17 protein-coding genes are annotated in these 22,602 nt (G+C 72.4%); 9 read left to right on the top strand and 8 right to left on the bottom strand.

The annotated features are described in order from the left end of the window. Together iolB and iolC are read right to left on the bottom strand one after the other, a co-directional pair. Positions 1-840 (bottom strand): 5-deoxy-glucuronate isomerase, encoded by an 840-nt coding sequence (gene iolB / locus ACIRO3_RS09720; protein WP_404135295.1) that lies wholly within the window; start codon positions 838-840, stop codon positions 1-3. A gap of 20 nt (positions 841-860) precedes the next feature. Beyond that, on the bottom strand, positions 861-1,772 hold the full coding sequence (gene iolC / locus ACIRO3_RS09715) for a 5-dehydro-2-deoxygluconokinase (protein ID WP_404135291.1): 912 nt from the start codon (positions 1,770-1,772) through the stop codon (positions 861-863). Between the two features lie 120 nt (positions 1,773-1,892). On the opposite strand from iolC, the gene ACIRO3_RS09710 reads away from it, so the two are divergent. From ACIRO3_RS09710 to ACIRO3_RS09690, 5 genes are all read left to right on the top strand, one after another. Continuing rightward, on the top strand, positions 1,893-2,807 hold the full coding sequence (locus tag ACIRO3_RS09710) for a sugar phosphate isomerase/epimerase family protein (protein WP_404134407.1): 915 nt from the start codon (positions 1,893-1,895) through the stop codon (positions 2,805-2,807). 21 nt (positions 2,808-2,828) lie between these two features. Continuing rightward, on the top strand, positions 2,829-3,842 hold the full coding sequence (locus tag ACIRO3_RS09705; RefSeq protein WP_361771581.1) for a Gfo/Idh/MocA family oxidoreductase: 1,014 nt from the start codon (positions 2,829-2,831) through the stop codon (positions 3,840-3,842). Positions 3,843-4,105: 263 nt separating this feature from the next. Next, positions 4,106-4,306 (top strand): MerR family transcriptional regulator, encoded by a 201-nt coding sequence (locus ACIRO3_RS09700; protein ID WP_361771582.1) that lies wholly within the window; start codon positions 4,106-4,108, stop codon positions 4,304-4,306. 137 nt (positions 4,307-4,443) lie between these two features. Then, positions 4,444-4,677: a heavy-metal-associated domain-containing protein gene (locus ACIRO3_RS09695; protein WP_404134403.1), complete on the top strand. Its 234-nt coding sequence runs from the start codon at positions 4,444-4,446 to the stop codon at positions 4,675-4,677. Between the two features lie 89 nt (positions 4,678-4,766). Next, complete coding sequence (locus ACIRO3_RS09690; protein ID WP_404134400.1) at positions 4,767-7,055, top strand: heavy metal translocating P-type ATPase; 2,289 nt, start codon at positions 4,767-4,769, stop codon at positions 7,053-7,055. A gap of 393 nt (positions 7,056-7,448) precedes the next feature. On the opposite strand, the gene ACIRO3_RS09685 is transcribed toward ACIRO3_RS09690, so the two are convergent. Together ACIRO3_RS09685 and ACIRO3_RS09680 are read right to left on the bottom strand one after the other, a co-directional pair. Then, positions 7,449-8,738, bottom strand: coding sequence for a citrate synthase (locus tag ACIRO3_RS09685; protein ID WP_031149943.1), 1,290 nt, complete (start codon positions 8,736-8,738; stop codon positions 7,449-7,451). A gap of 182 nt (positions 8,739-8,920) precedes the next feature. Next, positions 8,921-11,167, bottom strand: a complete 2,247-nt coding sequence (locus ACIRO3_RS09680; RefSeq protein ID WP_404134396.1) for an ATP-dependent RecD-like DNA helicase — start codon at positions 11,165-11,167, stop codon at positions 8,921-8,923. Positions 11,168-11,469: 302 nt separating this feature from the next. Here ACIRO3_RS09680 and ACIRO3_RS09675 point away from each other — a divergent pair, with 302 nt between their 5' ends. Both ACIRO3_RS09675 and ACIRO3_RS09670 read left to right on the top strand, forming a co-directional pair. Continuing rightward, complete coding sequence (locus tag ACIRO3_RS09675) at positions 11,470-11,997, top strand: DUF937 domain-containing protein (RefSeq protein ID WP_361771586.1); 528 nt, start codon at positions 11,470-11,472, stop codon at positions 11,995-11,997. Further along, positions 11,928-12,635, top strand: a complete 708-nt coding sequence (locus tag ACIRO3_RS09670) for a GNAT family N-acetyltransferase (protein ID WP_404135288.1) — start codon at positions 11,928-11,930, stop codon at positions 12,633-12,635. Before ACIRO3_RS09675 ends, ACIRO3_RS09670 begins: the two co-directional genes overlap by 70 nt. On the opposite strand, the gene ACIRO3_RS09665 is transcribed toward ACIRO3_RS09670, so the two are convergent. Continuing rightward, complete coding sequence (locus ACIRO3_RS09665; protein ID WP_404134393.1) at positions 12,586-13,521, bottom strand: EamA family transporter; 936 nt, start codon at positions 13,519-13,521, stop codon at positions 12,586-12,588. The two genes, ACIRO3_RS09670 and ACIRO3_RS09665, sit on opposite strands and share 50 nt — an antisense overlap. 106 nt (positions 13,522-13,627) lie before the next feature. Between ACIRO3_RS09665 and ACIRO3_RS09660 the strand changes: the two genes are divergently transcribed. Further along, positions 13,628-14,632: a LysR substrate-binding domain-containing protein gene (locus ACIRO3_RS09660; protein ID WP_404134390.1), complete on the top strand. Its 1,005-nt coding sequence runs from the start codon at positions 13,628-13,630 to the stop codon at positions 14,630-14,632. Positions 14,633-14,642: 10 nt separating this feature from the next. Further along, on the top strand, positions 14,643-16,481 hold the full coding sequence (locus ACIRO3_RS09655) for a glycoside hydrolase family 3 protein (RefSeq protein WP_404134387.1): 1,839 nt from the start codon (positions 14,643-14,645) through the stop codon (positions 16,479-16,481). A 42-nt stretch (positions 16,482-16,523) separates the two neighbouring features. On the opposite strand, the gene ACIRO3_RS09650 is transcribed toward ACIRO3_RS09655, so the two are convergent. From ACIRO3_RS09650 to ACIRO3_RS09640, 3 genes are all read right to left on the bottom strand, one after another. Further along, positions 16,524-17,957: a S28 family serine protease gene (locus tag ACIRO3_RS09650; RefSeq protein ID WP_404134384.1), complete on the bottom strand. Its 1,434-nt coding sequence runs from the start codon at positions 17,955-17,957 to the stop codon at positions 16,524-16,526. 109 nt (positions 17,958-18,066) lie between these two features. Continuing rightward, positions 18,067-18,432: a hypothetical protein gene (locus ACIRO3_RS09645; protein WP_366149593.1), complete on the bottom strand. Its 366-nt coding sequence runs from the start codon at positions 18,430-18,432 to the stop codon at positions 18,067-18,069. A 226-nt stretch (positions 18,433-18,658) separates the two neighbouring features. Continuing rightward, positions 18,659-22,543 carry an ABC transporter ATP-binding protein gene (locus tag ACIRO3_RS09640; RefSeq protein ID WP_404134381.1) on the bottom strand — a complete coding sequence of 1,295 codons (3,885 nt, stop codon included), beginning with the start codon at positions 22,541-22,543 and terminating at the stop codon, positions 18,659-18,661. Positions 22,544-22,602 lie beyond the last annotated feature (59 nt).

Raw genomic sequence — 22,602 nt, 5'->3', positions numbered from 1 at the left:
TCATTCGGCGTCCTCCGCTCGGTGGAACGGCAGTCGGGGGTCGATGTCCTGGCCCGCCCAGGTGCCCCGGATCCAGCCGTGGTCGGGATGGTCGCTGATCAGCCACTCCCGTGTCCGGTCCGGCCCGGCCATCACGTTCAGGTAGTACATGTCGTGCCCGGGCGCCGCGATGGACGGCCCGTGCCAGCCGTCGGGGATGAGCACGGCGTCCCCGGTCCTCACCTCGGTGAGGATGTCGGTCTTCCCGGCCGGCGAGGGGGAGACACGCTGGTAGCCGAGGCCGGGGACGCCGTCGTGCGGGGCGATCTCGAAGTAGTAGATCTCCTCCAGCCGGGACTCCTCGCCGGGGCGGTGCTCGTCGTGCTTGTGCGGCGGGTAGGAGGACCAGTTCCCGCCGGGCGTGAGGACCTCGACGGCGATGAGCCGGTCACAGTCGAAGACGTCGGCGGCGGCGAAGTTGTTGACCTGGCGGGAGCAGGCGCCGGCGCCCCGGAGTTCCACCGGGACCTCGCGGGCGGGCCCGTACCGGGCGGGCAGCGTCTCCTCGCAGCGCGCCCCGACGAGGGCGAAGCGGCCCCCGTCGGCGGATGCGATGGCGGCGTCGGCGCCCCGGGGCAGGTACGCGAAGTCGGTGACCGCGCGGAACACGCTCGCACGGCCGCGCAGTTCGAAGACCCGTTCAGGGGCCCGTTCCGTCGCGTGGCCGGCGCTCGCGGGCTCGGCGCACCGCACGACGCACCCGCCCGCCAGCGGGAGGACGATCCACTCGTGGTCCCCGCACGCGTGCGCGTGCGTCTCGCCCGGCGCGAGTTCCACCACGCGCAGCGCGGTCAGCGTCATGTCCCGCGACACGGTCACCGTCACGACCCCAGCACCTCCTCGACCTCTTCGGCGTACGGCATCGCGGTGGAGCAGGCCAGCCGCGAGGCCACGATCGCCCCGGCCGCGTTCGCGTACCGCAGCGTCCTCTCCAGCTTCCACCCGGCGAGCAGCCCGTGGCACAGCGCGCCGCCGAACGCGTCGCCGGCGCCGAGGCCGTTCACCACCTCCACCTCCACCGGCGGCAGTTCGACGGCGGTGCCGTCCCGGTGGACGGCCAGGACGCCGGCGGGCCCGCGTTTGACGACGGCGAGTTCCACGCCGGCCGCCAGCAGCGCCCGGGCGGCCGCGTACGGCTCGCTCTCGCCGGTGGCGATCTCGCACTCCGCGGTGTTCCCGACGGCCACCGTCGCGAGCGCCAGGGCGCGTTCGTACCAGGGCCCCGGTTCCCCCTCCCACAGCATCGGCCGCCAGTCCAGGTCGAAGACGGTGATCCCGGACTTCGACCGGGCCTCCAGCGCGGCGAGGGTCGCGCTCCGGCTCGGCTGCGCGCTCAGGCCCGTCCCCGTCATCCAGAACACCCGGGCCGCGCGCACGGCCGCCAGGTCCACCTCGTCGGGGGCGACCTCCAGGTCGGGGGCCTTGGGGAGCCGGTAGAAGTACAGCGGGAAGTGGTCGGGCGGGAAGATCTCGCAGAAGGTGACGGGCGTCGGGTACGCGGCCACCTCGCTCACCCAGCGGTCGTCGACGCCGAACCCCCGCAGCTCGGCCCGCAGGTACGCCCCGAAGGGGTCCGCGCCGGTGCGGGTGATCACCGCCACCCGGCGCCCCAAGCGGGCCGCCGCCACGGCGACGTTGGTCGGGGAGCCGCCGAGGAACTTGCCGAAGGCGTCGACCTCGGCGAGCGGTACGCCCGTTCTCAGCGGGTAGAGATCCACCCCGATCCGGCCCATCGTGATCAGGTCGAACGCGGACCCCTCCGCGGCGTTCACCGGTACGTCCGTCACGTCTCCTCTTTCCCCCGGACCTCTTCTTTCCCGTCCCGTCGAGCCTCGCACCCTAAGGTGGCCGCCATGACGTCCTCCCCGCCCACGTTGACCCGTATCCGTGTCGGTTCGGCTCCGGACTCCTGGGGTGTCTGGTTCCCCGAGGATCCCCGGCAGACTCCCTGGGACCGCTTCCTCGACGAGGTCGCGGACGCCGGGTACGAGTGGATCGAGCTCGGCCCGTACGGCTACCTGCCCACCGATCCCGTCCGCCTCGCCGACGAGACGGCCGAGCGCGGCCTGCGGGTGTCCGCGGGCACCGTCTTCACCGGACTCCATCACGGCCCCGCCGTCTGGGAGCAGACCTGGGAGCACGTGTCGCGGATCGCGGCGCTCACCCGGGACATGGGCGCGGCCCACCTCGTCGTCATCCCCTCGTTCTGGCGCGACGACAAGACCGGCGAGGTGCTGGAGGACCGCACGCTGACGCCCGGTCAATGGCGTGATCTGGCCGCCCAGACCGAGCGGCTGGGGCGTGAGGTCCAGGACCGGTACGGCTTGCGGATCGTCGTCCACCCGCACGCCGACACCCACATCGACACCCCGGATAACGTCGCCCGGTTCCTCGACGCGACGGACCCCGCGCTGGTCTCCCTCTGCCTGGACACGGGGCACTACGCGTACTGCGGCGGGGACAGCCTCCGGGCCGTGGAGACCTTCGGGGAGCGGATCGGCTACCTGCACCTGAAGCAGGTGGACCCGGCGGTCCTCGCCGAGGTCGTGGCGCAGGGGCTGCCCTTCGGGCCGGCCGTCGCCCGCGGGGTGATGTGCGAGCCGCCGTCGGGGGTGCCCGCGCTGGAGCCGGTGCTGGCGGCCGCGCAGGCGCTCGGCGTGGACCTGTTCGCGATCGTCGAGCAGGACATGTACCCGTGTTCGCCGGACCGGCCGCTGCCGATCGCCCGCCGGACCCGTTCCCACCTGCGCTCCTGTGGCGCGCGCTGACACTTCGAGAGGACGAATGACATGACCGACACGCTCGGCATCGCCGTGATCGGCACCGGGAGGATGGGCGCCGACCACGTCCGGCGCATCGGCCGGACGGTCGGTGGGGCCCGTGTGGTGGCGGTGGCGGACCCGGACGGCGATCGGGTCAAGGAGATCGCGGGCGGCCTGGTCGGCGCGAGCGCGCACACCGACCCGGCGGCCGCGATCGCCGCGCCCGGTGTGGAGGCCGTGCTGATCGCCTCCCCCGGGCCGGCGCACGAGGAAGCGGTCCTGCACGCCCTGCGGCGGGGGCTGCCGGTGCTCTGCGAGAAGCCGCTGACCCCCGATCCGGCGGGCGCGCTGCGGATCATGGAGGCGGAGCAGAGGTCGGGTCGCAGGCTGGTCCAGGTCGGCTTCATGCGGCGGCACGACGCCGAGTACGAGCGGCTCAAGGAGCTGCTGGACGCGGGCGGCATCGGGCGGCCGTTGTTCCTGCACTGCCGGCACCGCAACGCCGCCTCGCCGGCCTTCTTCACCAGCGAGATGCTGATCAGCGATTCCGTGGTGCACGAGGTGGACGCGGCCCGCTGGCTGCTGGGCCAGGAGGTCACGGCGGTGACCGTGCTGTCCCCCACCCCTTCGGCCGCCGCCCCGCCCGGGCTGGGAGACCCGCGATTCGTGCTGTTGGAAACCTCCGGCGGCGCGATCGTGGACGTGGAGATCTTCGTCAACTGCGGTTTCGGCTACCAGGTCCGGTGCGAGGCGGTCGGCGAGTCCGGCAGCGCCCGGATCGGGGACGGCCACGCGATGGTCGTCGAGTCGGCCGGCCGGTGGGGTGGCGAGATCACCCAGGACTTCACCACCCGGTTCGCCGACGCGTACGACCGGCAGCTGCGGCGGTGGGTGGCGGCGGCCGCGCGGGGCGGGGTGGCCGGGCCCGACGCGTGGGACGGCTACGCGGCCGCCGCGGTGTCCGAGGCGGGGCTCGCCGCGGCGCGCGGCGGGGTGCGGACGCCGGTGGAACTGGTGGAGCGGCCCCCGCTGTACCGCTGACCCGCCGTACGGCCGGCCGCCGGACCACCGGCCGGTCATTTCATCCCACTCGACCCCTGTGCCGCGTCTGTCACAGGGGTCGCTCTTGTGTCACGCATGTCCGCATGACGCGGGTTTTCCGTCACAGGGGCGCGACAGACCCTCCCCCGCACTCACCCAGCGTCGTTCTCCGGGCACAACCCGAGTGATCGTCACTGTCCACGCGCCGGCTCCCCCGACGGCCTCCCGGCCGGCCCCGCGGCGTGGACAAGGAGGTGTCGTCGATGAGCGACCGACAGCTGTGGTCGTACAAGGAGATCGCCGCGCACATCCGGGTCCAGCCGGACACCGTGCGCTCCTACCGCAAGCACGGCCTGCTCCCGGCCCCCGACCACGTGGAGGGCGGCAAGCCCTACTGGTACGCCGACACCATCCGCACCTGGGTGAGCCGCCGCCCCGGCAACCGGGGGCGGCGCGAGGACTGACACCGAAACGCTCGAAGGAGGGCCGAGAACACTCGCGTCAATACCCCCTAGGGGTATAGTCTCGAAGTGACGGGAGCACGGTGGAGTCACACACGTCGCTTCCGGCGACCGCACACGCCCCCGAAGAGGAGAACGACATGAGCGCCGAGACGGACACCCAGACCACCACCGTCTACCGGGTGACCGGCATGACCTGCGGGCACTGCGAGGGCGCGGTGACCGGCGAGCTCACCGCCCTGCCGGGCGTGGCCTCGGTCAAGGCCGTCGCCGCGACCGGCGAGGTCACGGTGATCTCGACCGCCCCCCTCGACGAGGACGCCGTGCGCGCGGCCGTGGACGAGGCCGGCTACGAGCTCGCCGGCCAGGCCTGAGCCCCACACCCCCTCGGCAGCACCCGCCGGGTCGTACCGGCCGGCTCATACCGGACCCGTACGACCCGGCCCTCCCCCCGGAGCCGGACATGAGCGGCAGCACAGTGCACGACGGACCCACGACAGTGGCCGACACCACCGAGATCGAACTGGCCATCGGCGGCATGACCTGCGCCTCCTGCGCGGCCCGCGTCGAGAAGAAGCTGAACCGGATGGACGGGGTCACCGCCACGGTGAACTACGCCACCGAGAAGGCGAAGGTCTCGTACGCGGGTGACGTGCGGGTGGCCGACCTGATCGCGACGGTGGTCAGGACCGGATACACCGCCGAGGAGCCCCCGCCACCGGAGCCGGCCCCGACGCCCGCCCCGACGACGGCTGCGGGATCCTCCGCGCCGACCGCGATCGACCCCGAGTTGTCGGCCCTGCGTCAACGGCTTCTGGTCTCCTCCGCCCTCGCGTTGCCCGTCGTCCTGCTCGCCATGATCCCCGCCCTCCAGTTCGACAACTGGCAGTGGCTCTCGCTCACCCTGGCCGCCCCCGTGGTCGTGTGGGGCGCCTTCCCCTTCCACAAGGCCGCCTGGACCAACGCCCGGCACGGCGCGGCCACCATGGACACCCTGGTCTCGGTCGGCACCCTGGCCGCCTTCGCCTGGTCGCTGTGGGCCCTCTTCTTCGGTCACGCGGGCATGCCGGGGATGCGCCACGGCTTCGACGTCACCATCTCGCGCACGGACGGCTCCTCCGCGATCTACCTGGAGGTCGCCGCCGGGGTCGTCTCCTTCATCCTGCTCGGCCGCTACCTGGAGGCCCGCTCGAAGCGGAAGGCGGGCGCGGCCCTGCGGGCCCTGCTCGAACTCGGCGCCAAGGACGTGGCCGTACTGCGCGGGGGCGCCGAGGTCCGCGTCCCGGTGGGCGCGCTCGCGGTGGGCGACCGGTTCGTCGTCCGGCCCGGCGAGAAGATCGCCACGGACGGCACCGTCGTCGAGGGCGAATCCGCCGTGGACGCGTCGATGCTGACCGGCGAGTCGGTGCCCGTGGACGTCGGCGTCGGCGACGCCGTCACCGGCGCCACCGTCAACACCTCCGGACGCCTGGTCGTCGAGGCGGGCCGGATCGGCGCGGACACCCAGCTCGCCCGGATGGCGAGGCTGGTCGAGGACGCGCAGAACGGCAAGGCCGAGGTGCAGCGACTGGCCGACCGGGTCTCCGGGATCTTCGTGCCGATCGTCCTGCTGCTCGCCCTCGGCACCTGGGTGACCTGGCTGCTCGTCACCGACGACCCGACGGCCGCCTTCGGCGCCGCCGTGGCCGTACTGATCATCGCCTGTCCGTGCGCGCTCGGCCTGGCCACCCCGACCGCCCTGATGGTCGGCACCGGACGGGGCGCCCAGCTCGGCATCCTGATCAAGGGACCCGAGGTGCTGGAATCCACCCGCCGGGTGGACACCGTCGTGCTCGACAAGACCGGAACGGTCACCACCGGCCGGATGACCCTGTCCGGCGTGCACGCCGGCGAGGGCACCGACGAGGAGGAACTGCTGCGCCTGGCGGGTTCGCTGGAGCACGCCTCCGAGCACCCGATCGCCCGCGCCCTGGCCGACGGCGCGGCGGAACGGGTCGGCGCCCTGCCGGTTCCGGAGGGGTTCGAGAACCTGGCGGGCCTCGGCGTACGGGGCGTGGTGGACGGCCACACCGTACTGGTGGGCCGGGAGCGGCTGCTGACCGACCGGGGGATCACCCTGCCGGCGCCGCTGGCCGAGGCCAGGGCCGCGGCCGAGGCGGCGGGCGGCACGGCGGTGCTGGTCGCCTGGGACGGGGCGGCGCGCGGGGTGCTGACCGTGGCCGACGCCGTGAAGGACACCAGCGCCGAGGCGGTGGCGCGGCTGCGCGCGCTCGGTCTCACGCCGATCCTGCTGACCGGCGACAACAAGGCCGTGGCCGAGGCCGTGGCCGCCGAGGTGGGCATCGACGAGGTGATCGCCGAGGTGCTCCCGCAGGACAAGGTGGACGTGGTCCGGCGCCTACAGGAGCAGGGCCGTACGGTCGCGATGGTGGGCGACGGCGTCAACGACGCGGCCGCCCTCGCCCGGGCCGACCTGGGCCTGGCGATGGGCACCGGCACCGACGCGGCCATCGAGGCGAGCGACCTGACGCTCGTGCGGGGCGACCTGCGGGTGGCGGCGGACGCGATCCGACTGTCCCGCAGGACCCTGGCCACCATCAAGGGCAACCTGTTCTGGGCCTTCGGATACAACGTCGCGGCGCTGCCGCTGGCGGCCGCCGGCCTGCTCAACCCCATGATCGCCGGAGCGGCGATGGCCTTCTCTTCGGTGTTCGTGGTGACCAACAGCCTCCGGTTGCGGTCGTTCCGGTAGGGGATCTCCTTCGCACCGTGCGCACATCTCCTTCACGGGAGACGCAGATCACAGTGATTCGAACGTAACCATCGGGCGGTTGCACGGGTCTAATGGGGCGATGCCAGGAACGTCTTGGGGGACGTTCGCGGGGGGTCTTGGGGGACGTCCCGAGGCATCAGCCGGCCGGGACGCGTGCTCAAAGGGGAGCTTTGAGCGGCCCTCCCGACCCGTACGGGTCCCGGCAAAAGTCCCACTGGAGTGCCCCGAAGCGGCACTCCTCGCCGACACCTCGGCTCGGGTCCCGTGGGGGGAATCCGTTCCGGGGAAAGGAAAGCGCCCCGACCGTCGACCCGTGGGGGGATCGACGGCGGGGCGCTTTTCGTACGCGTTCGCGCGGCTCTTGACCTCGGGTCAGCGGGCCTCTACCGGAACGAAGTCGCGCAGGACCTCGCCGGTGTAGATCTGGCGCGGACGGCCGATGCGGGAGCCGGGCTCCTTGATCATCTCGTGCCACTGGGCGATCCAGCCGGGAAGGCGACCGATCGCGAAGAGCACGGTGAACATCTCGGTCGGGAAGCCCATGGCCCGGTAGATCAGACCGGTGTAGAAGTCCACGTTGGGGTAGAGGTTGCGCTCGACGAAGTACTCGTCGGCCAGCGCGTGCTCTTCCAGCTTGAGCGCGATGTCGAGCAGCTCGTCGCTCTTGCCGAGCGCCGAGAGGACATCGTGGGCCGCCGCCTTGATGATCTTCGCCCGGGGGTCGAAGCTCTTGTAGACGCGGTGCCCGAAGCCCATGAGGCGGACGCCGTCTTCCTTGTTCTTCACCTTGCGGATGAAGGCGTCGACGTCGCCGCCGTCGTTCTTGATGCCTTCCAGCATCTCCAGAACGGACTGGTTGGCGCCACCGTGCAGCGGACCCCACAGGGCCGAGATGCCGGCGGAGATCGAGGCGAACATGTTCGCCTGCGAGGAGCCGACCAGACGCACGGTGGAGGTCGAACAGTTCTGCTCGTGGTCCGCGTGCAGGATCAGCAGCTTGTCGAGCGCCGACACCACGACCGGGTCCAGGTCGTACTCCTGGGCCGGCACGGAGAAGGTCATGCGCAGGAAGTTCTCGACGTAGCCGAGGTCGTTGCGCGGGTAGACCACGGGGTGGCCGACCGACTTCTTGTACGCGTACGCGGCGATCGTCGGGAGCTTGGCCAGCAGCCGGATCGTCGAGAGGTGGCGCTGCTTCTCGTCGAACGGGTTGTGGCTGTCCTGGTAGAACGTCGACAGCGCGCTGACCACGGAGGACAGCATCGCCATCGGGTGCGCGTCACGCGGGAAGCCGTCGTAGAACCGCTTGACGTCCTCGTGCAGCAGCGTGTGCTGGGTGATCTCGTTGCGGAACGACGCGAGCTGGTCGACGGTCGGCAGCTCCCCGTTGATCAGCAGGTACGCGACCTCGATGAAGGTCGAACGCTCGGCCAGCTGCTCGATCGGGTAGCCGCGATAACGCAGGATTCCCTGCTCGCCGTCGAGGTAGGTAATCGCGGACTTGTAGGCGGCGGTGTTGCCGTAGCCGCTGTCCAAGGTGACGAGCCCGGTCTGGGCCCGCAGCTTCGAGATGTCGAAGCCCTGGTCACCGACGGTGCTCTCGACCACCGGGTAGGTGTATTCACCGTCCGCGTACCGGAGTACTACAGAGTTGTCGCTCACGTCATCCCTCACCGACGTAGTGCCTCTTCTTCGAGGTGCCCTGACTGCCTCTACCTTCCCCCATTTGGCGCAGGAGAGTGCACTCGGGGTCGGCCTTTGGTGTTTTTGACGGCACTGAGTGCCGGCAACCTGCTCATCCTGCCCCCTCCGGACTGCGGCGGGAACCCCAAATGATCGATCATTTAGGTGATGTTTCCCACCGGTATCCGGCCGGACAGTCTGGGTGCCACCGCCGTGTACCTCCTGCCTGCGGAAACCGTACGCACCGCCTGGCCGAGGGCCTTGCGTGACCCGACCAGGACGACCAGTTTCTTCGCCCTGGTCACCGCCGTGTAGAGCAGATTGCGCTGGAGCATCATCCAAGCCCCGGTGGTGACGGGGATCACGACGGCCGGATATTCACTCCCCTGGGAACGGTGGATGGTGACGGCGTACGCGTGGGCCAGCTCGTCCAGTTCGGAGAACTCGTAGCCGACCTCCTCGTCCTCCTCCGTGCGCACCGTCAGTTTCTGTTCGTCCAGGTCAAGCGCGGTGACCACGCCGACCGTGCCGTTGAAGACACCGTTGGCGCCCTTCTCGTAGTTGTTCCGGATCTGGGTGACCTTGTCACCCACCCGGAAGACCCGGCCGCCGAACCTCTTCTCGGGCAGGTCGGGGCGGGCCGGCGTGATGGCCTGTTGCAGCAGGGCGTTGAGGTTTCCGGCGCCGGCGGGGCCCCGGTGCATGGGCGCGAGCACCTGGATGTCCCGGCGCGGGTCGAGGCCGAATCTGGCCGGAATTCGACGGGCGGCGACGTCCACGGTGAGCCGGCCCGCCTCCTCGGTGTCCTCCTCGGGGAAGAGGAAGAAGTCGGGCAGGCCGTCGGTCAGCGGCGGCACGCCCGTGTTGATGCGGTGCGCGTTGGTGACGACGCCGGACTGCTGCGCCTGGCGGAAGATGCGGGTCAGCCGGACGGCGGGCACCGGCCCGCCCTCGGCGAGCAGGTCCCGCAGCACCTCTCCGGCGCCGACCGAGGGGAGCTGGTCCACGTCTCCGACGAGCAGCAGGTGCGCGCCCGGGGCCACGGCCTTGACCAGTTTGTTGGCCAGCAGCAGGTCCAGCATCGAGGCCTCGTCCACCACGACGAGATCGGCGTCCAGCGGGCGCTCGCGGTCGTACGCCGCGTCCCCGCCGGGTTTCAGCTCCAGCAGCCGGTGCACGGTGGAGGCCTCGGCCCCGGTGAGTTCCGAGAGGCGTTTGGCGGCGCGACCGGTGGGCGCGGCCAGCAGCACCTTGGCCTTCTTGGCCCGGGCCAGTTCCACGATCGAGCGGACGGTGAAGGACTTGCCGCAGCCGGGGCCGCCGGTGAGGACGGCGACGCGGCGGGTGAGGGCGAGTTGGACCGCCTCGCGCTGTTCGGGGGCGAGCTTGGCCCCGGTGCGGCCCGCCAGCCAGTCCAGGGCCTTCTCCCAGTCCACGTCCCGGAAGCCCGGCATCCGGTCCTCCTCGGCGTGCAGCAGCCGGCGGACCTGTCCGACCAGCGACAGTTCGGCCCGGTGGAAGGGCACCAGGTAGACCGCGGTGAGGGGCGGGCCGCCCTGGGGGTCGGACACGGGCTCCCGGACCACCCCTTCGGGGTCGGCGGCCAGTTCGGCGAGGCAGTCGATGACCAGCCCGGTGTCCACCTGGAGGAGCTTGACCCCGTCGGCGATCAGCCGTTCCTCGGGGAGGAAGCAGTGGCCCTGGTCGGTGGACTGGGACAGGGCGTACTGGAGCCCGGCCTTGACCCGCTCGGGGCTGTCGTGCGGGATCCCGACGGCCTGGGCGATGCGGTCGGCGGTCAGGAAGCCGATGCCCCAGACGTCGGCGGCGAGCCGGTAGGGCTGGTTGCGCACCACCGAGATGGAGGCGTCGCCGTACTTCTTGTAGATGCGCACCGCGATGGAGGTGGAGACACCGACTCCCTGGAGGAAGACCATGACCTCCTTGATGGCCTTCTGTTCCTCCCAGGCGGCGCCGATCAGCTTCGTCCGCTTGGGTCCGAGCCCCGGCACCTCGATCAGCCGTTCGGGCGCTTCCTCGATGACGTCCAGGGTGTCGAGCCCGAAGTGCTCCACGATCCGGTCGGCGATCTTCGGCCCGATGCCCTTGATGAGGCCGGAGCCGAGGTAGCGCCGGATGCCCTGGATGGTCGCGGGAAGGATCGTGGAGTAGTTCTCGACGCTGAACTGTCTGCCGTACTGGGGGTGGGAGCCCCAGCGGCCCTCCATGCGCAGGGATTCGCCGGGCTGCGCCCCGAGGAGCGATCCGACGACGGTGAGCAGGTCGCCGGAGCCGCGTCCGGTGTCGACGCGGGCGATGGTGTAGCCGCTCTCCTCGTTGGCGTAGGTGATGCGCTCCAGCACCCCCTCGACCACGGCCGGTTGCACCGCTCCACTGGTGGTAGTCATGCCCTGAAGCTACCGGGCGCCACCGACGGCGCGGCGGGCCTGTGGACAACCGGGTGCCGGGCGGGTGCCGGGCGACCAGAAGGGGGTCCGGCCTTCCGGCCGGACCCCCTCACGGTTACCCCTCCCTCGTCGGACTTCCCGATCCCCCCGGATCCCCTCCCGAAAGTCCCGACGCACCATACGACCCGCCACGGGGGTCGGGGGTTGCACACCGATCCACGTCTTTACCTCCCCATTACCGAGGCCGTACGGGAGTGCGATCCGAGATGCCGCCCAATCACCTCAGACGTAGCGTTTCAGGCATGAGCGAACCCTCTTTCCAGGACGACGTGCTCAAAGAGCTCGACGACGACAGGCTCACCGAGATCGCCGGGCTCCTCGGCACGGACTCCGCCGGCGCGCGCGACACGATCGCGACCACGGTCGGCGCGATGACCGGCGACCTCCAACAGAAGGTCGACGCCGACGACCACGACGGCGACGAGGTCCGCCAGGCCGTCGCGGAGGTGGCCGAACCGCCGCTCCAGGGCGTGGCCACGCTCGGCGGCGGGCTGCTCGGCGGCGGGTTGATGGCCGGCGTCCTCGCCAAGGTGAGCAAGCCGGTGGCCAACGCGGTCTCGAAGAAGACCGGCATCCCCGCGGCCACCGTCGCCCGGGTCATCGAACTGCTGATCCCGGTGGTGTTGGCGGTCTTCGCCAAGCGCGCGGCCGACAAGGGCGCGGGAGCGGCCGGCGCCCCGGCCCCCGGCGCGGCGCCGGGATCCGGGCCGGCGCCGGGTGGCGGCCTCGGCGACGTACTGGGTCAGATCCTGGGCGGCGGCAAGAAGTAGGCCCGGGGGGCCGCCCGGGCGCGGCAGTGCGCGGCCGGGGTGGCGGGCCGTCCTCGCGGGGGCGGGCCCGTGCCCCCGGCCCGCCCCGCGCGCTATCCTCGGGCGCCATGGAGCCCCCTGCTGACCACTCTTGCGCGCGGGTACGGCTACGGGACCCGGTCCCCGGCGAGTTGGGGTGGATCGTGTCGCGGCACGGCGCCCTGTACGCCGCCGAGTACGGCTGGAACCAGGAGTTCGAGGGCCTGGTGGCCGGGGTCGTCGCGCGCTTCGCCGAGGACCACGACCCCTACCTGGAGCGCGTCTGGATCGCCGAACTCGACGGCGAGCCGGTCGGCTCGGTGATGTGCGTGCGCGAAGACGCGCAGGCCGGCGCCGCACGCCTGCGGCTGCTGCTGGTCGAGCCGAAGGCGCGCGGTCACGGCGTGGGCGCCCTCCTCGTCGACACCGTCGTCTCCTTCGCCCGCTCTGTCGGCTACCGCGAGTTGGTGCTGTGGACGAACGACGTCCTGGAGTCGGCCCGTTCCCTCTACCGGCGCGCCGGCTTCACCCTGGTCGCCGAACGGCCGCACCGCTCGTACGGGGTCGCGCTCACGGGGCAGGACTGGCGGCTGCCGCTCCAGGAGGACCCACCGCGCTGAGCGGCCCGGCGGCGGCCGTACGGGGCTTCGCCCGCGCGGGGGCCAGGGAGGTCAGGCCCACCCCGCCGACGAGGAGCACGGCCGCCAACCAGCGCGTGCCGGAGACGGACTCCCCGAGGACCAGCGCTGCCGAGGACATCCCGAACACCGGCACCAGCAGCGAGAACGGCGCCACCGAGGAGGCCGGGTAGCGGCGCAGCAGGTGGCCCCAGGCGCCGAAGCCGAACACCGTCGAGACCCAGGCGACGTAACCGATGACGGCCACCCCGGACCAGTCCAGGGCCCGCAGCGCGGCCAGGTCCCGCTCGGGTCCCTCCAGCAGCAGCGAGAGCCCGAGCAGCGGCAGTACCGGGACGACGCACACCCAGACCATGAAGTTCAGCGCATCGGGCGGGGCGGCCTTGCGGGTCAGCACGTTGGACACGCCCCAGCAGGCGGCGGCCGCCACGACCAGGACGAAGCCGAGCACGGACCCGGAGGCGCCCCCGTCCGCGGCGGCGACCCCGATCCCGGCGAGGGCGACGACCATGCCGATCAGACGCACCCGGCCGGGCCGCTCGCGCAGCACGACGGTGGCGAGGACGGCGGTGAAGACGGCCTGGACCTGGAGGACCAGGGAGGAGAGGCCGGCCGGCATCCCGGCGGCCATGCCGGTGAACAGGAGGCCGAACTTGGCGATTCCGAGGGCCACTCCGACGCCGATGACCCACTTCCAGGCGACCTTGGGGCGGCCGACGAGGAACACGGCGGGCAGCGCGGCGACGAGGAAGCGCAGGGCGGAGAGCAGCAGCGGCGGGAAGTGGCCGAGCCCGATCTCGATGACGACGAAGTTGAAGCCCCAGACGGCGGCGACGAGAACGGCGAGTGCGGTGTGTACGGGACGCATGATCCGAGCATCGACCCCCGAACCATGTAGCACCAGTGCCGATCTCTTCCGGGATGGATGAAGCATTGCTTACGGGTGGCCAAGGAGGCGGGGCTACCCTGGGCCCATGCTCGATCTGGCCCGGCTGCGCGCCCTGCACGCCGTCTCCGTCCACGGTTCGGTCGCGGGCGCGGCGGCCGCACTCGGCTACACCCCCTCGGCCGTCTCCCAGCAGATCGCCAAGCTGGAACGCGAGACCCGCACCACGCTGCTGGAACGGCGTGGCCGCGGGGTCGCCCTCACCGAGGAGGCCCGGCACCTCGCGGACACCGCGCGGGAGTTGCTGGCGATCGTGGAACGCGCCGAGACCACGCTGGAGGAGCGGCGCGGGCAGCCGAGCGGGCTGCTGACGGTGGCCGCCTTCGCCTCGGCGGCGCGCGGTCTGCTGCCGGCGGTGCTGGCCGACCTGGCCGCCCGGCATCCGGCCCTGGACGTACGCCTCACGGAGGTGGACCCCCACCTCTCGGTGGACCTGGTGGCCCGCGGGGTCACCGACCTGGCGGTGGCGCACGACTGGGACATCGCCCCGCTGCCGGCCCCCGAGGGCGTCGAGCAGGCCGTCATCGGGGACGACCCCTGCGAGCTGGTGGTGCCGGCCGGGCACCCGTTCACCGCGCGGACCGTGATCCGACGGGCGGACCTGGGCGGACAGCGGTGGGTGTGCCAGCCGCCGGGGCGGGTCTGTCACGACTGGTTGACCCGGACGCTGCGCACCGCCGGGTTCGAGCCGGACATCGCGCACGTCGCCGAGGAGAACCACACCATCGTGGCGCTGGTCGCCGCGGGGCTCGGGGTGGCCGTCGTACCGCGTCTGGGCACCGGCGCGCTGCCGCCCGGTGCGGTGGCCGTCCGGCTCGAACCGGGTCCGGTACGCAGGCTGTACGCCCTGTGGCGGACCGGGGCGGCCCGGCGCCCCGCCATCACCGAGACGGTGCGCGTGCTCCGCGCACACTGGGCGGCGGCGGTCCCCGGGTCCGGGGCTGACGCGCGAGGCGGCGCGGGCGCCCCCGCCGCACCCCGTCCGGGGGACTCCGCGAGTGTCCGGGACTCCCCCGGCGTGCCCCGGCAGTAGCCTCCGGCGGGTGTCGTACCACGCCTCCCGCCGGTCCCTGCTCGCCGCGGCCGCCCTGGCCGCCGTCACGGCCGCCGGGGCCGCCTCCGCGGCCTCGGGGGCCCGCCCCGCCCCGGACGACCCGCGCGCCCCCGGGGACGCGCCGGGCGGGCCCACGGGGCGCCGGCCCGACCCGGCCCGCCTGCGCCGGTTGACGGCCGGGATGAGCCTGGCGGAGAAGGTCGGCCAGCTCTTCGTGTCCCGGGTGTACGGGCATTCGGCGACCGACCCGGACCCGGCGGACGCCGAGCGGAACCTGACGCTCTTCGGGGTGCGCACCGCCGCCGAACTGGTCTCCCGCCACCACCTCGGCGGGATCGTCTACTTCTCCTGGGCCCACAACACCCGTACCCCGCACCAGATCGCCGACCTGTCCAACGGCCTCCAGCGGGCGGCGGCGGGCACCGCGACGGGCGTCCCGTTGCTGCTCTCCATCGACCAGGAGCACGGCGCCGTCACCCGGATCGGCAAGCCCGCGACCCTGCTGCCGGGGGCGATGGCGCTGGGGGCGGGGGCGGCGGGGGCAGGGGGTTCGGTCGCGCGGGCCCGCCGGGCCGCGCGGATCGCGGGCGTCGAACTGGCCGCGATGGGCGTCCGGCAGGACTACGCGCCGGTGGCCGACGTGAACGTCAACCCGGCCAACCCGGTGATCGGCGTACGGTCCTTCGGCTCCGACCCGCGCGCGGTGGCGGCCCTGGTCGCCGCCCAGGTGCGCGGGTACCAGGGGGCGGGGGTGGCCGCCACCGCGAAGCACTTCCCCGGCCACGGCGACACCGAGACGGACAGTCATGTCGGGCTCCCGGTGATGCGGCACACCCGCGCCGTCTGGGAGGAGCTGGACGAACCCCCGTTCCGCGCGGCCGTCGACTCGGGGGTGGACGTCGTCATGACGGCGCACATCGTCTTCCCCGCGCTCGACCCGTCGGGGGACCCGGCGACGCTCTCCCGGCCGATCGTGACCGGCATCCTGCGTGAACGCCTCGGCTTTCGGGGGGTGGTGGTCACCGACGCCCTCGACATGGCCGGGGTCCGTCAGAAGTACGGGGACGACCGGGTTCCGGTACTGGCCCTCAAGGCGGGCTGCGACCAGCTGCTGAACCCGCCGGACCTCCCTCTCGCGTACCGCAGCGTGCTCGCGGCCGTCGAGTCGGGCGAGTTGACGGAGGCCCGGATCGAGGAGTCGGTGCTGCGGATCCTGGAGCTGAAGGCGCGACGGGGGTTGTTCGAGGACCCGTACACCTCAACCGCCGCGGTGGACGCCGCCGTCGGCACGCCCGCGCACCTGGCCGCCGCCGACGAGATCGCGGCCGGTACGACGACCCTGCTGGCCAATCCGGTGCGGCTGCTGCCCCTGGACCCGGCGCTCGCGCCGCGGCTGCTGGTGACGGGGGCGGACCCGGTGTCCCCCTCGGGTACCACCGGACCTCCCACGGAGGTATTGGCGCGGGAGCTGGCCGCCCTGGGCTGCCGGGCGTCGGCGGTTCCCCCCGGCCGCGCGGTCGCGGCGGCCCCGGGGAGCGCGGCGGTGCTCGTGTGCACGTACAACGTCCCGGAGGGCGAGAGTCCGCAACGCGCCCTGGTGACGGAACTGCTCGCCACCGGCGTCCCCGTGGTCGTGGTGGCGATCCGCAATCCGTACGACCCGGCCCGGCTGCCGACCTGCGCGGCGGAGGTGGCGACGTACTGCTGGACGGACGTGGAGATGCGGGCGGCGGCCCGGGTGATCACCGGCCGGCAGCGGCCCGAAGGCCGCCTCCCGGTCCCGGTGCCGGGCCGCTACCCGCTGGGCCACGGGCTGACGTACGGGTGACCCCGATGCGCCGGCCCGCGGCCCCGAACCCCTGCGGGAGGGTTACGGCCGCAGCTGCGGCTCGCGCTCCAGGTCCCGCTGGTCGAGCCGCGCGTCCGGCGAGGCCAGCGGCTTCGCCTTCGCCGAGTCGGTGAGCGCGGCGGCCGGGGCCACCCCGGCCCACTTCAGGATCCGCGCGGTCGCGAGGGCCTTCTCGCCCTCCTGGAGCTGGGCGACGTTGGCCCCGTGATTGGCGCCCGGTGCGATCATCACGTGGCTGTCCTTGACCTTGTACCCGAGGTGGAAGGGCTCGGCGCCCCACGGGTCGTTCTGCCCGTACACGAACAGCATCTGGTTCGCGTTGTCGCGCACCCAGCGGTCCACGTCCGTCATGGCCCCCGGCTGGAAGGTCATCGGGATGTCGCGGGGCACGAAGTTGCGCGGCGGCTGGTAGCCGTAGCGGCTCAGGCCCTTGAGGTGGGGCTGCTTGATGTCGGGCGAACCGAGCTGGGTACCCGCCTGGTAGTAGTACGGCGTGTACGTCTCAAGTCCCTGGTCGGCGTAGGCCGAGAAGCCCGAGATCGCGTCGATCGTGTCCCAGATCTCCTGGTCGGAGGCAGTCGCGGCGGTCGGGATCGCGGCACAGTCGGCCAGCAGGCTGTACTGCCAGAACGCCCAGGTGTAATCGAGCACGACGGCCTCGTAGGCCTTGTCGAGGTTCCCGACGGTGGTGAAGGTCCAGCCGTTCTCGGTGGCGGCGGCAGCGTACTTGGCCTCCAGCGGAACGCGGCGGATCAGCGCCTCGCGCTGCACGTTGTTCAGCTTGTCGCGGCACTCCTTGGTGCCGACCTTGTTGAAGAACCGGTCGTAGGCCGAGTCCTCCTTGTTGTTGACGTCGTTCGGCGCGACGTAGGCGACGACCCCGTCCATGTCACGCGGGTAGAAGCGCTCGTAGTACGTCGCCGTCATACCGCCCTTGCTGCCGCCCGTGGCGATCCAGTTCTTGCCGTAGATCTTCTTGAAGGCGGTGAAGATGCGGTGCTGGTCACTGGCGGCCTGCCAGATGTCCAGGTTGCCCCAGTTGGCCGGCTCGGGCCGGGAGGGCGTGAAGAATCGATACTCCAGGGAGACCTGGTTGCCGTCGACGATGGTCGTCGGCTCGCTCCGGCGCGGGTTGGTGTTGACGTTGTAGCCGGAGGTGAAGAAGACCGTGGGCCGGGACGTGTCCTTGTGCAGCAGGGTGAGGCGCTGCTTGAAGGTGCCCTTCGACGGGTTCCGGTGGTCGACCGGCTGCTCGTAGTTGAGTACGAAGAAGCGGTACCCGGGGTACGGCTTCTCCTCGATCAGACTCATCCCCGGGATCCCGAGGATCCGGTCCTTGATGTCCGTGGCGGCGGTCGGCCCCGCGGCGGTGGCCGCCTGAGCCGTGACACCGGCCGCGCCCATGGTGCCGATGAGCACCACGAGCGACAGCAGCCATCCGAGCGTCTTGCGCATTCACCCTCCCCTTGAGTTCACTTCGGTCGCCGTGAACCTAGCGGGGTCAACACGCCGCTGAACAGACCCGGTTGGATCGATCGGCCGCAATGTCGTGATCAAGCCACCGTCAGCACAGGATCCAGCCGGAAGAGATCGATCCGGCGGCCACGCTCCCCTTGACGAACACGCAGCGGTTGATCGCGCCGACGGTGACGGGGCCCGCGTAGCGGGTGTACCGGCCCGCGTCGCGCACCGGCACCCCGCCGCGCGGCTGGATGCTCACCGTCATCTCCCGGCGTTCGCCCGGCCGCGAGGCGACCGTGATCGCGCAGGCCTGGGTACGGCTCTTGTAGACCCGCACCTCGCCCGTCGAGAAGGGCAGGGTCTTGACCAGCCGTCCCCCGCACCCGGTGGTCGCCGCCTGCGCCGGGGGCGCCGCGACGATCGCCGTGACACCCAGCCACAGCGCCGCCCCGAACACCCCGAACGTCACGGTCCGTGTCCGGCCGCGCCTGCTTCGCCTCTGCATCACGTGGTCCCCCGATCCGGCGCACGTCGTGCGCACGCACGTACGTACGACGCGCGGACCCCCCGGATGGTTGCACACGGCAAGGGCACCCCGGGGGGCAGGTTCGTGCCCGAACAGGGCGCGCGGGGGCGGCTGTAGGGGCCGCGGCCGGTGCGGTCGCGGCGGGTGGCGGGACGGGGCCGGCGGGGGGTCAGGCCGCCGCCCGCTCGTCCTCCCCGGCGAAGGTCCGCCAGAGTTCGGCGTACCGACCGCCCCGCGCGAGGAGTTCACCGTGCGTGCCGTCCTCCACGACGCGACCCCGGTCCATGACCACGACCCGGTCGGCGCGGGCCGCCGTCGTCAACCGGTGCGCCACGACGAGCGTGGTGCGCTTGCCGGCGAGCCGTTCCGTCGCCAGGTTGACCTGTGCCTCGGTGGCGAGGTCGAGAGCGGCGGTGGCCTCGTCGAGCAGCAGCACGTCCGGGTCGACGAGTTCGGCGCGGGCCAGCGCGATGAGCTGGCGCTGACCGGCCGACAGATTGCGGCCCCGTTCCGCGACGGTGTGCAGGTAGCCGCCGTCGAGGGTGGCGATCATGTCGTGCGCGCCGACCGCGCGGGCCGCCGCCTCCACGTCGGCGTCGCTCGACCCGGGCCGCCCGTAGGCGATGGCGTCGCGGACGGTCCCCGGGAAGAGGTACGACTCCTGGGGGACGACCCCGAGCCGGTGGCGGTACTCCGTCAGGTCGAGTTCCCGCAGGTCCACGCCGTCGGCGGTGACCCGGCCGCCGGTCGGATCGTAGAACCGGGCCACGAGCTTGACCAGCGTGGACTTGCCCGCCCCGGTCTCGCCGACGAAGGCGACGGTCTGCCCGGCCGGTATCCGCAGGCTGATCCCGGCCAGCGCGTCGCCCTTCGCGCCCCGCTCCTCGGCGGTGCCGTAGGCGAAGTGGACGTCCTCGAAGGCGACCTCGCCGCGCAGCCCGGGCAGCTCGCGCGGATGGGCCGGGCGCGGGGTGGTGGTGGGCTCGCGCAGCAGGTCCTGGATCCGGCCCAGGGAGACGGTGGCCTGCTGGTACCCGTCGAACACCTGGGAGAGCTGCTGGACGGGGGCGAAGAACAGGTCGATGTACAGCAGGTACGCCACCAGCGCGCCGGTGGTGAGCGTGGCCGCCTCCACCCGGCCGGCGCCGGCGATCAACACGGCCGCGGCGGCGCCCGAGGACAGCAGCTGCACGAACGGGAAGTAGACCGATATCAGCCACTGGCCGCGCACCCGGGCCTGGCGGTACGCGTCACTGCGCTCGGCGAACCGGGCCGCGCCGTCGTGCTCGCGCCGGAACGCCTGGACGATGCGCAGCCCCGCCACGGACTCCTGGAGGTCGGCGTTGACGCTGCTGACCCGGTCGCGGGCCAGCTCGTACGCCGCGACCGACTTGCGGCGGAACACGATCGTGCCGACGACCAGCACGGGCAGGGTGGCGAAGACGATCAGGGCGAGCTCGACGTCGAGGACGAGCAGGGCGACCAGGATGCCGAGGAAGGTGAAGACGGACACGACGGCGGTGACGAGCCCGGTCTGCAGGAAGGTGGAGAGGGCGTCGACGTCGGTGGTCATCCGGGTCATGATCTTGCCGGTCAGCTCGCGCTCGTAGTAGTCGAGGCCGAGGCGCTGGAGCTGGGCGAAGATCTTGACGCGCAGGGCGTACAGCACGCGCTCGCCGGTGCGCCCCGTCATCCGGGTCTCGGCGAACTGCGCGGCCCACTGCCCGATGACCACGAGGAGGGCCAGCCCGGAGGCCACCCACACCGCGCCCAGGGCGGCCTGCTCGACGCCCTGGTCGATGCCGTGCCGGATCAGGATCGGCAGCAGCAGGCCGGCGCCCGCGTCGAGCGCGACCAGGCCGAGGCTGATGGCGAGCGGCGCCCAGAAGCCGCCGAGCAGCCGGCGCAGACCGTAGCTCACCTCGGCGGACGCGGCCCGGCTCTCGTCCACGGCGGGCAGGTCGTCGGCCGGCGGCAGCGCGGCCACCTGCGCGAGCAGCTCGGGGGTCGCCGGCATCCCGGCGACGGCCCCGGCCATGGAATGCCCGGCTCCGGGGGCCCGCAGGCCCGTGCCCGCGGCGGGTCCGGCCGCCTTGGCGTCGTCCTGGCGCTGCCAGAGTTCGGGGGTGATCCCGCCGGCGACCCGGCGCTTGGCGTTGACGGGCTCGGAGTCGATCTCCGCCTCGATCTCGATGTCCCGGTCGATGTCGCGCTCGATGTCCCGCTCGACGTCCCGTTCGATCTCGCACTCGATCTCGCGTTCGAACTCGGTCATGGCCGGTGTCTCGCGGATGCGCGGGGAACCGCCGCCGAGGGCCTCGGGATCGGTCAGCAGCCTGCGGTAGAGGGGCGAGCGGCGCTCCAGCTCCTCGTGCGTGCCGATGTCGGAGAGCCGGCCCCGATCCAGTACGGCGATCCGGTCGGCCAGCGCGAGCGTGGAGCGGCGGTGCGCGATGAGCAGGGTCGTACGGCCGGCCATCACGGCCCGCAGCGCCTCGTGGATCTCGTGCTCGACGCGCGCGTCGACGGCGGACGTCGCGTCGTCGAGGAGCAGGAGCCGGGGGTCGGTGAGGATGGCGCGGGCCAGCGCGACGCGCTGGCGCTGCCCGCCGGAGAGGGTCAGGCCCTGTTCGCCGACCGTGGTGTCGTACCCGGCGGGCAGGGCGCGGATGAACCCGTCGGCCTGCGCGGCGAGGGCGGCGGCCCGGACCTGCTCGTCGGTGGCGTCGGGGCGCCCGTAGGAGATGTTGGCGCGGATGGTGTCCGAGAAGAGGAACGAGTCCTCGGGCACCAGGCCGATGGCGCCGCGCAGCGAGTCGTACGTCAGGTCGCGGACGTCGTGCCCGCCGACGCGGATGGCGCCGCGGTCGGCGTCGTAGAAGCGCGGCAGCAGCAGCGAGACGGTGGACTTGCCGCTTCCGGAGGCGCCGACGAGGGCGACGGTCTCGCCCTCCCGGATGGTGAGCGAGAACCCGTCGAGCACGGGGCGCGCCTGGTCGTAGCCGAAGGCGACGTCCTCGAACTCCACGGTGGCGGCCGCGTCGGCGGGCAGCTCCCGCTCCCCCTCGCGGATCACGGGCTCGGTGTCGATGAGCTCGAAGACGCGTTCGGCGCCGGCGCGGGCCTGCTGGCCGACGGTGAGGACCATGGCGAGCATGCGGACGGGGCCGACGAGCTGCGCGAGGTAGGTGGAGAAGGCGACGAAGGTACCGAGGGTGACCTGCCCCCTGGTGGCCATCCAGCCGCCGAGCGCCAGGATGGCGACCTGCCCGAGGGCGGGCACGGCCTGGAGGGCCGGGGTGTAGCGCGAGTTGAGCCGGATGGCCCGCATCCGTCCGCCGAACAGCCTGCGGCCGGCTTCGCGGAGCTTGCCGGTCTCCTGCTCCTCCTGCCCGAAGCCCTTGACGACGCGGACGCCGGTCACGGCCCCGTCGACGACACCGGCGACCGCGGCGGCCTGGGCCTGCGCGTACCAGGTGGCGGGGAAGAGCTTCTTGCGGCTGCGCTTGGCGATGAACCACAGCACGGGGGCCATGAGCAGGGCGACCAGGGTCAGCAGCGGCGACAGCCACAGCATGATCCCCAGGGATATCCCGAAAAGCAGGAAGTTCCCGATGGTCATGGGCAGCATGAACAGCAGGCCCTGGATGAGCTGGAGGTCGCTGGTCGCCCGACCGATGACCTGGCCGGTCGACAGCTCGTCCTGACGGCGGCCGTCGAGGCGGGCGATGGCGTCGTACATGTCGGTGCGCAGGTCGTGCTGCACGTCGAGCGCGAGCCGACCGCCGTAGTACCTGCGGATGTGCGTCATCACGTACACGAGCGCGGCCGCGCCTATGAGCATCCCCGCCCACGGGCCCATGGGCCGGCTCTTGTCGCCTATGACGTCATCGAGGATGATCTTGGTCACCAGTGGCACGAGCGCCATGACGGCCATCCCGCCCAGCGAGGACCCGAGCGCGAGCAGCACGTTCAGCTTGTACCGCCAGGTGTAGGCGGCCAGCCTCCTGCCCCAGCCCTGTTTCTCCCCTGCCGCCGTCTGCGCCGCCGCCACGTGATGCCTCCCCGTTGGTTCGTTCCCGCCGCCTCACCCAACGCGCCGACCGGCGGATT

The sequence above is a fragment of the Streptomyces sp. NPDC102278 genome, from assembly GCF_044766345.1.
In the GTDB taxonomy this organism is placed as follows: Bacteria; Actinomycetota; Actinomycetes; order Streptomycetales; family Streptomycetaceae; genus Streptomyces.
Note: the sequence above shows the minus strand (reverse complement) of the source record. Positions and strands in the feature narration are given on the sequence as shown.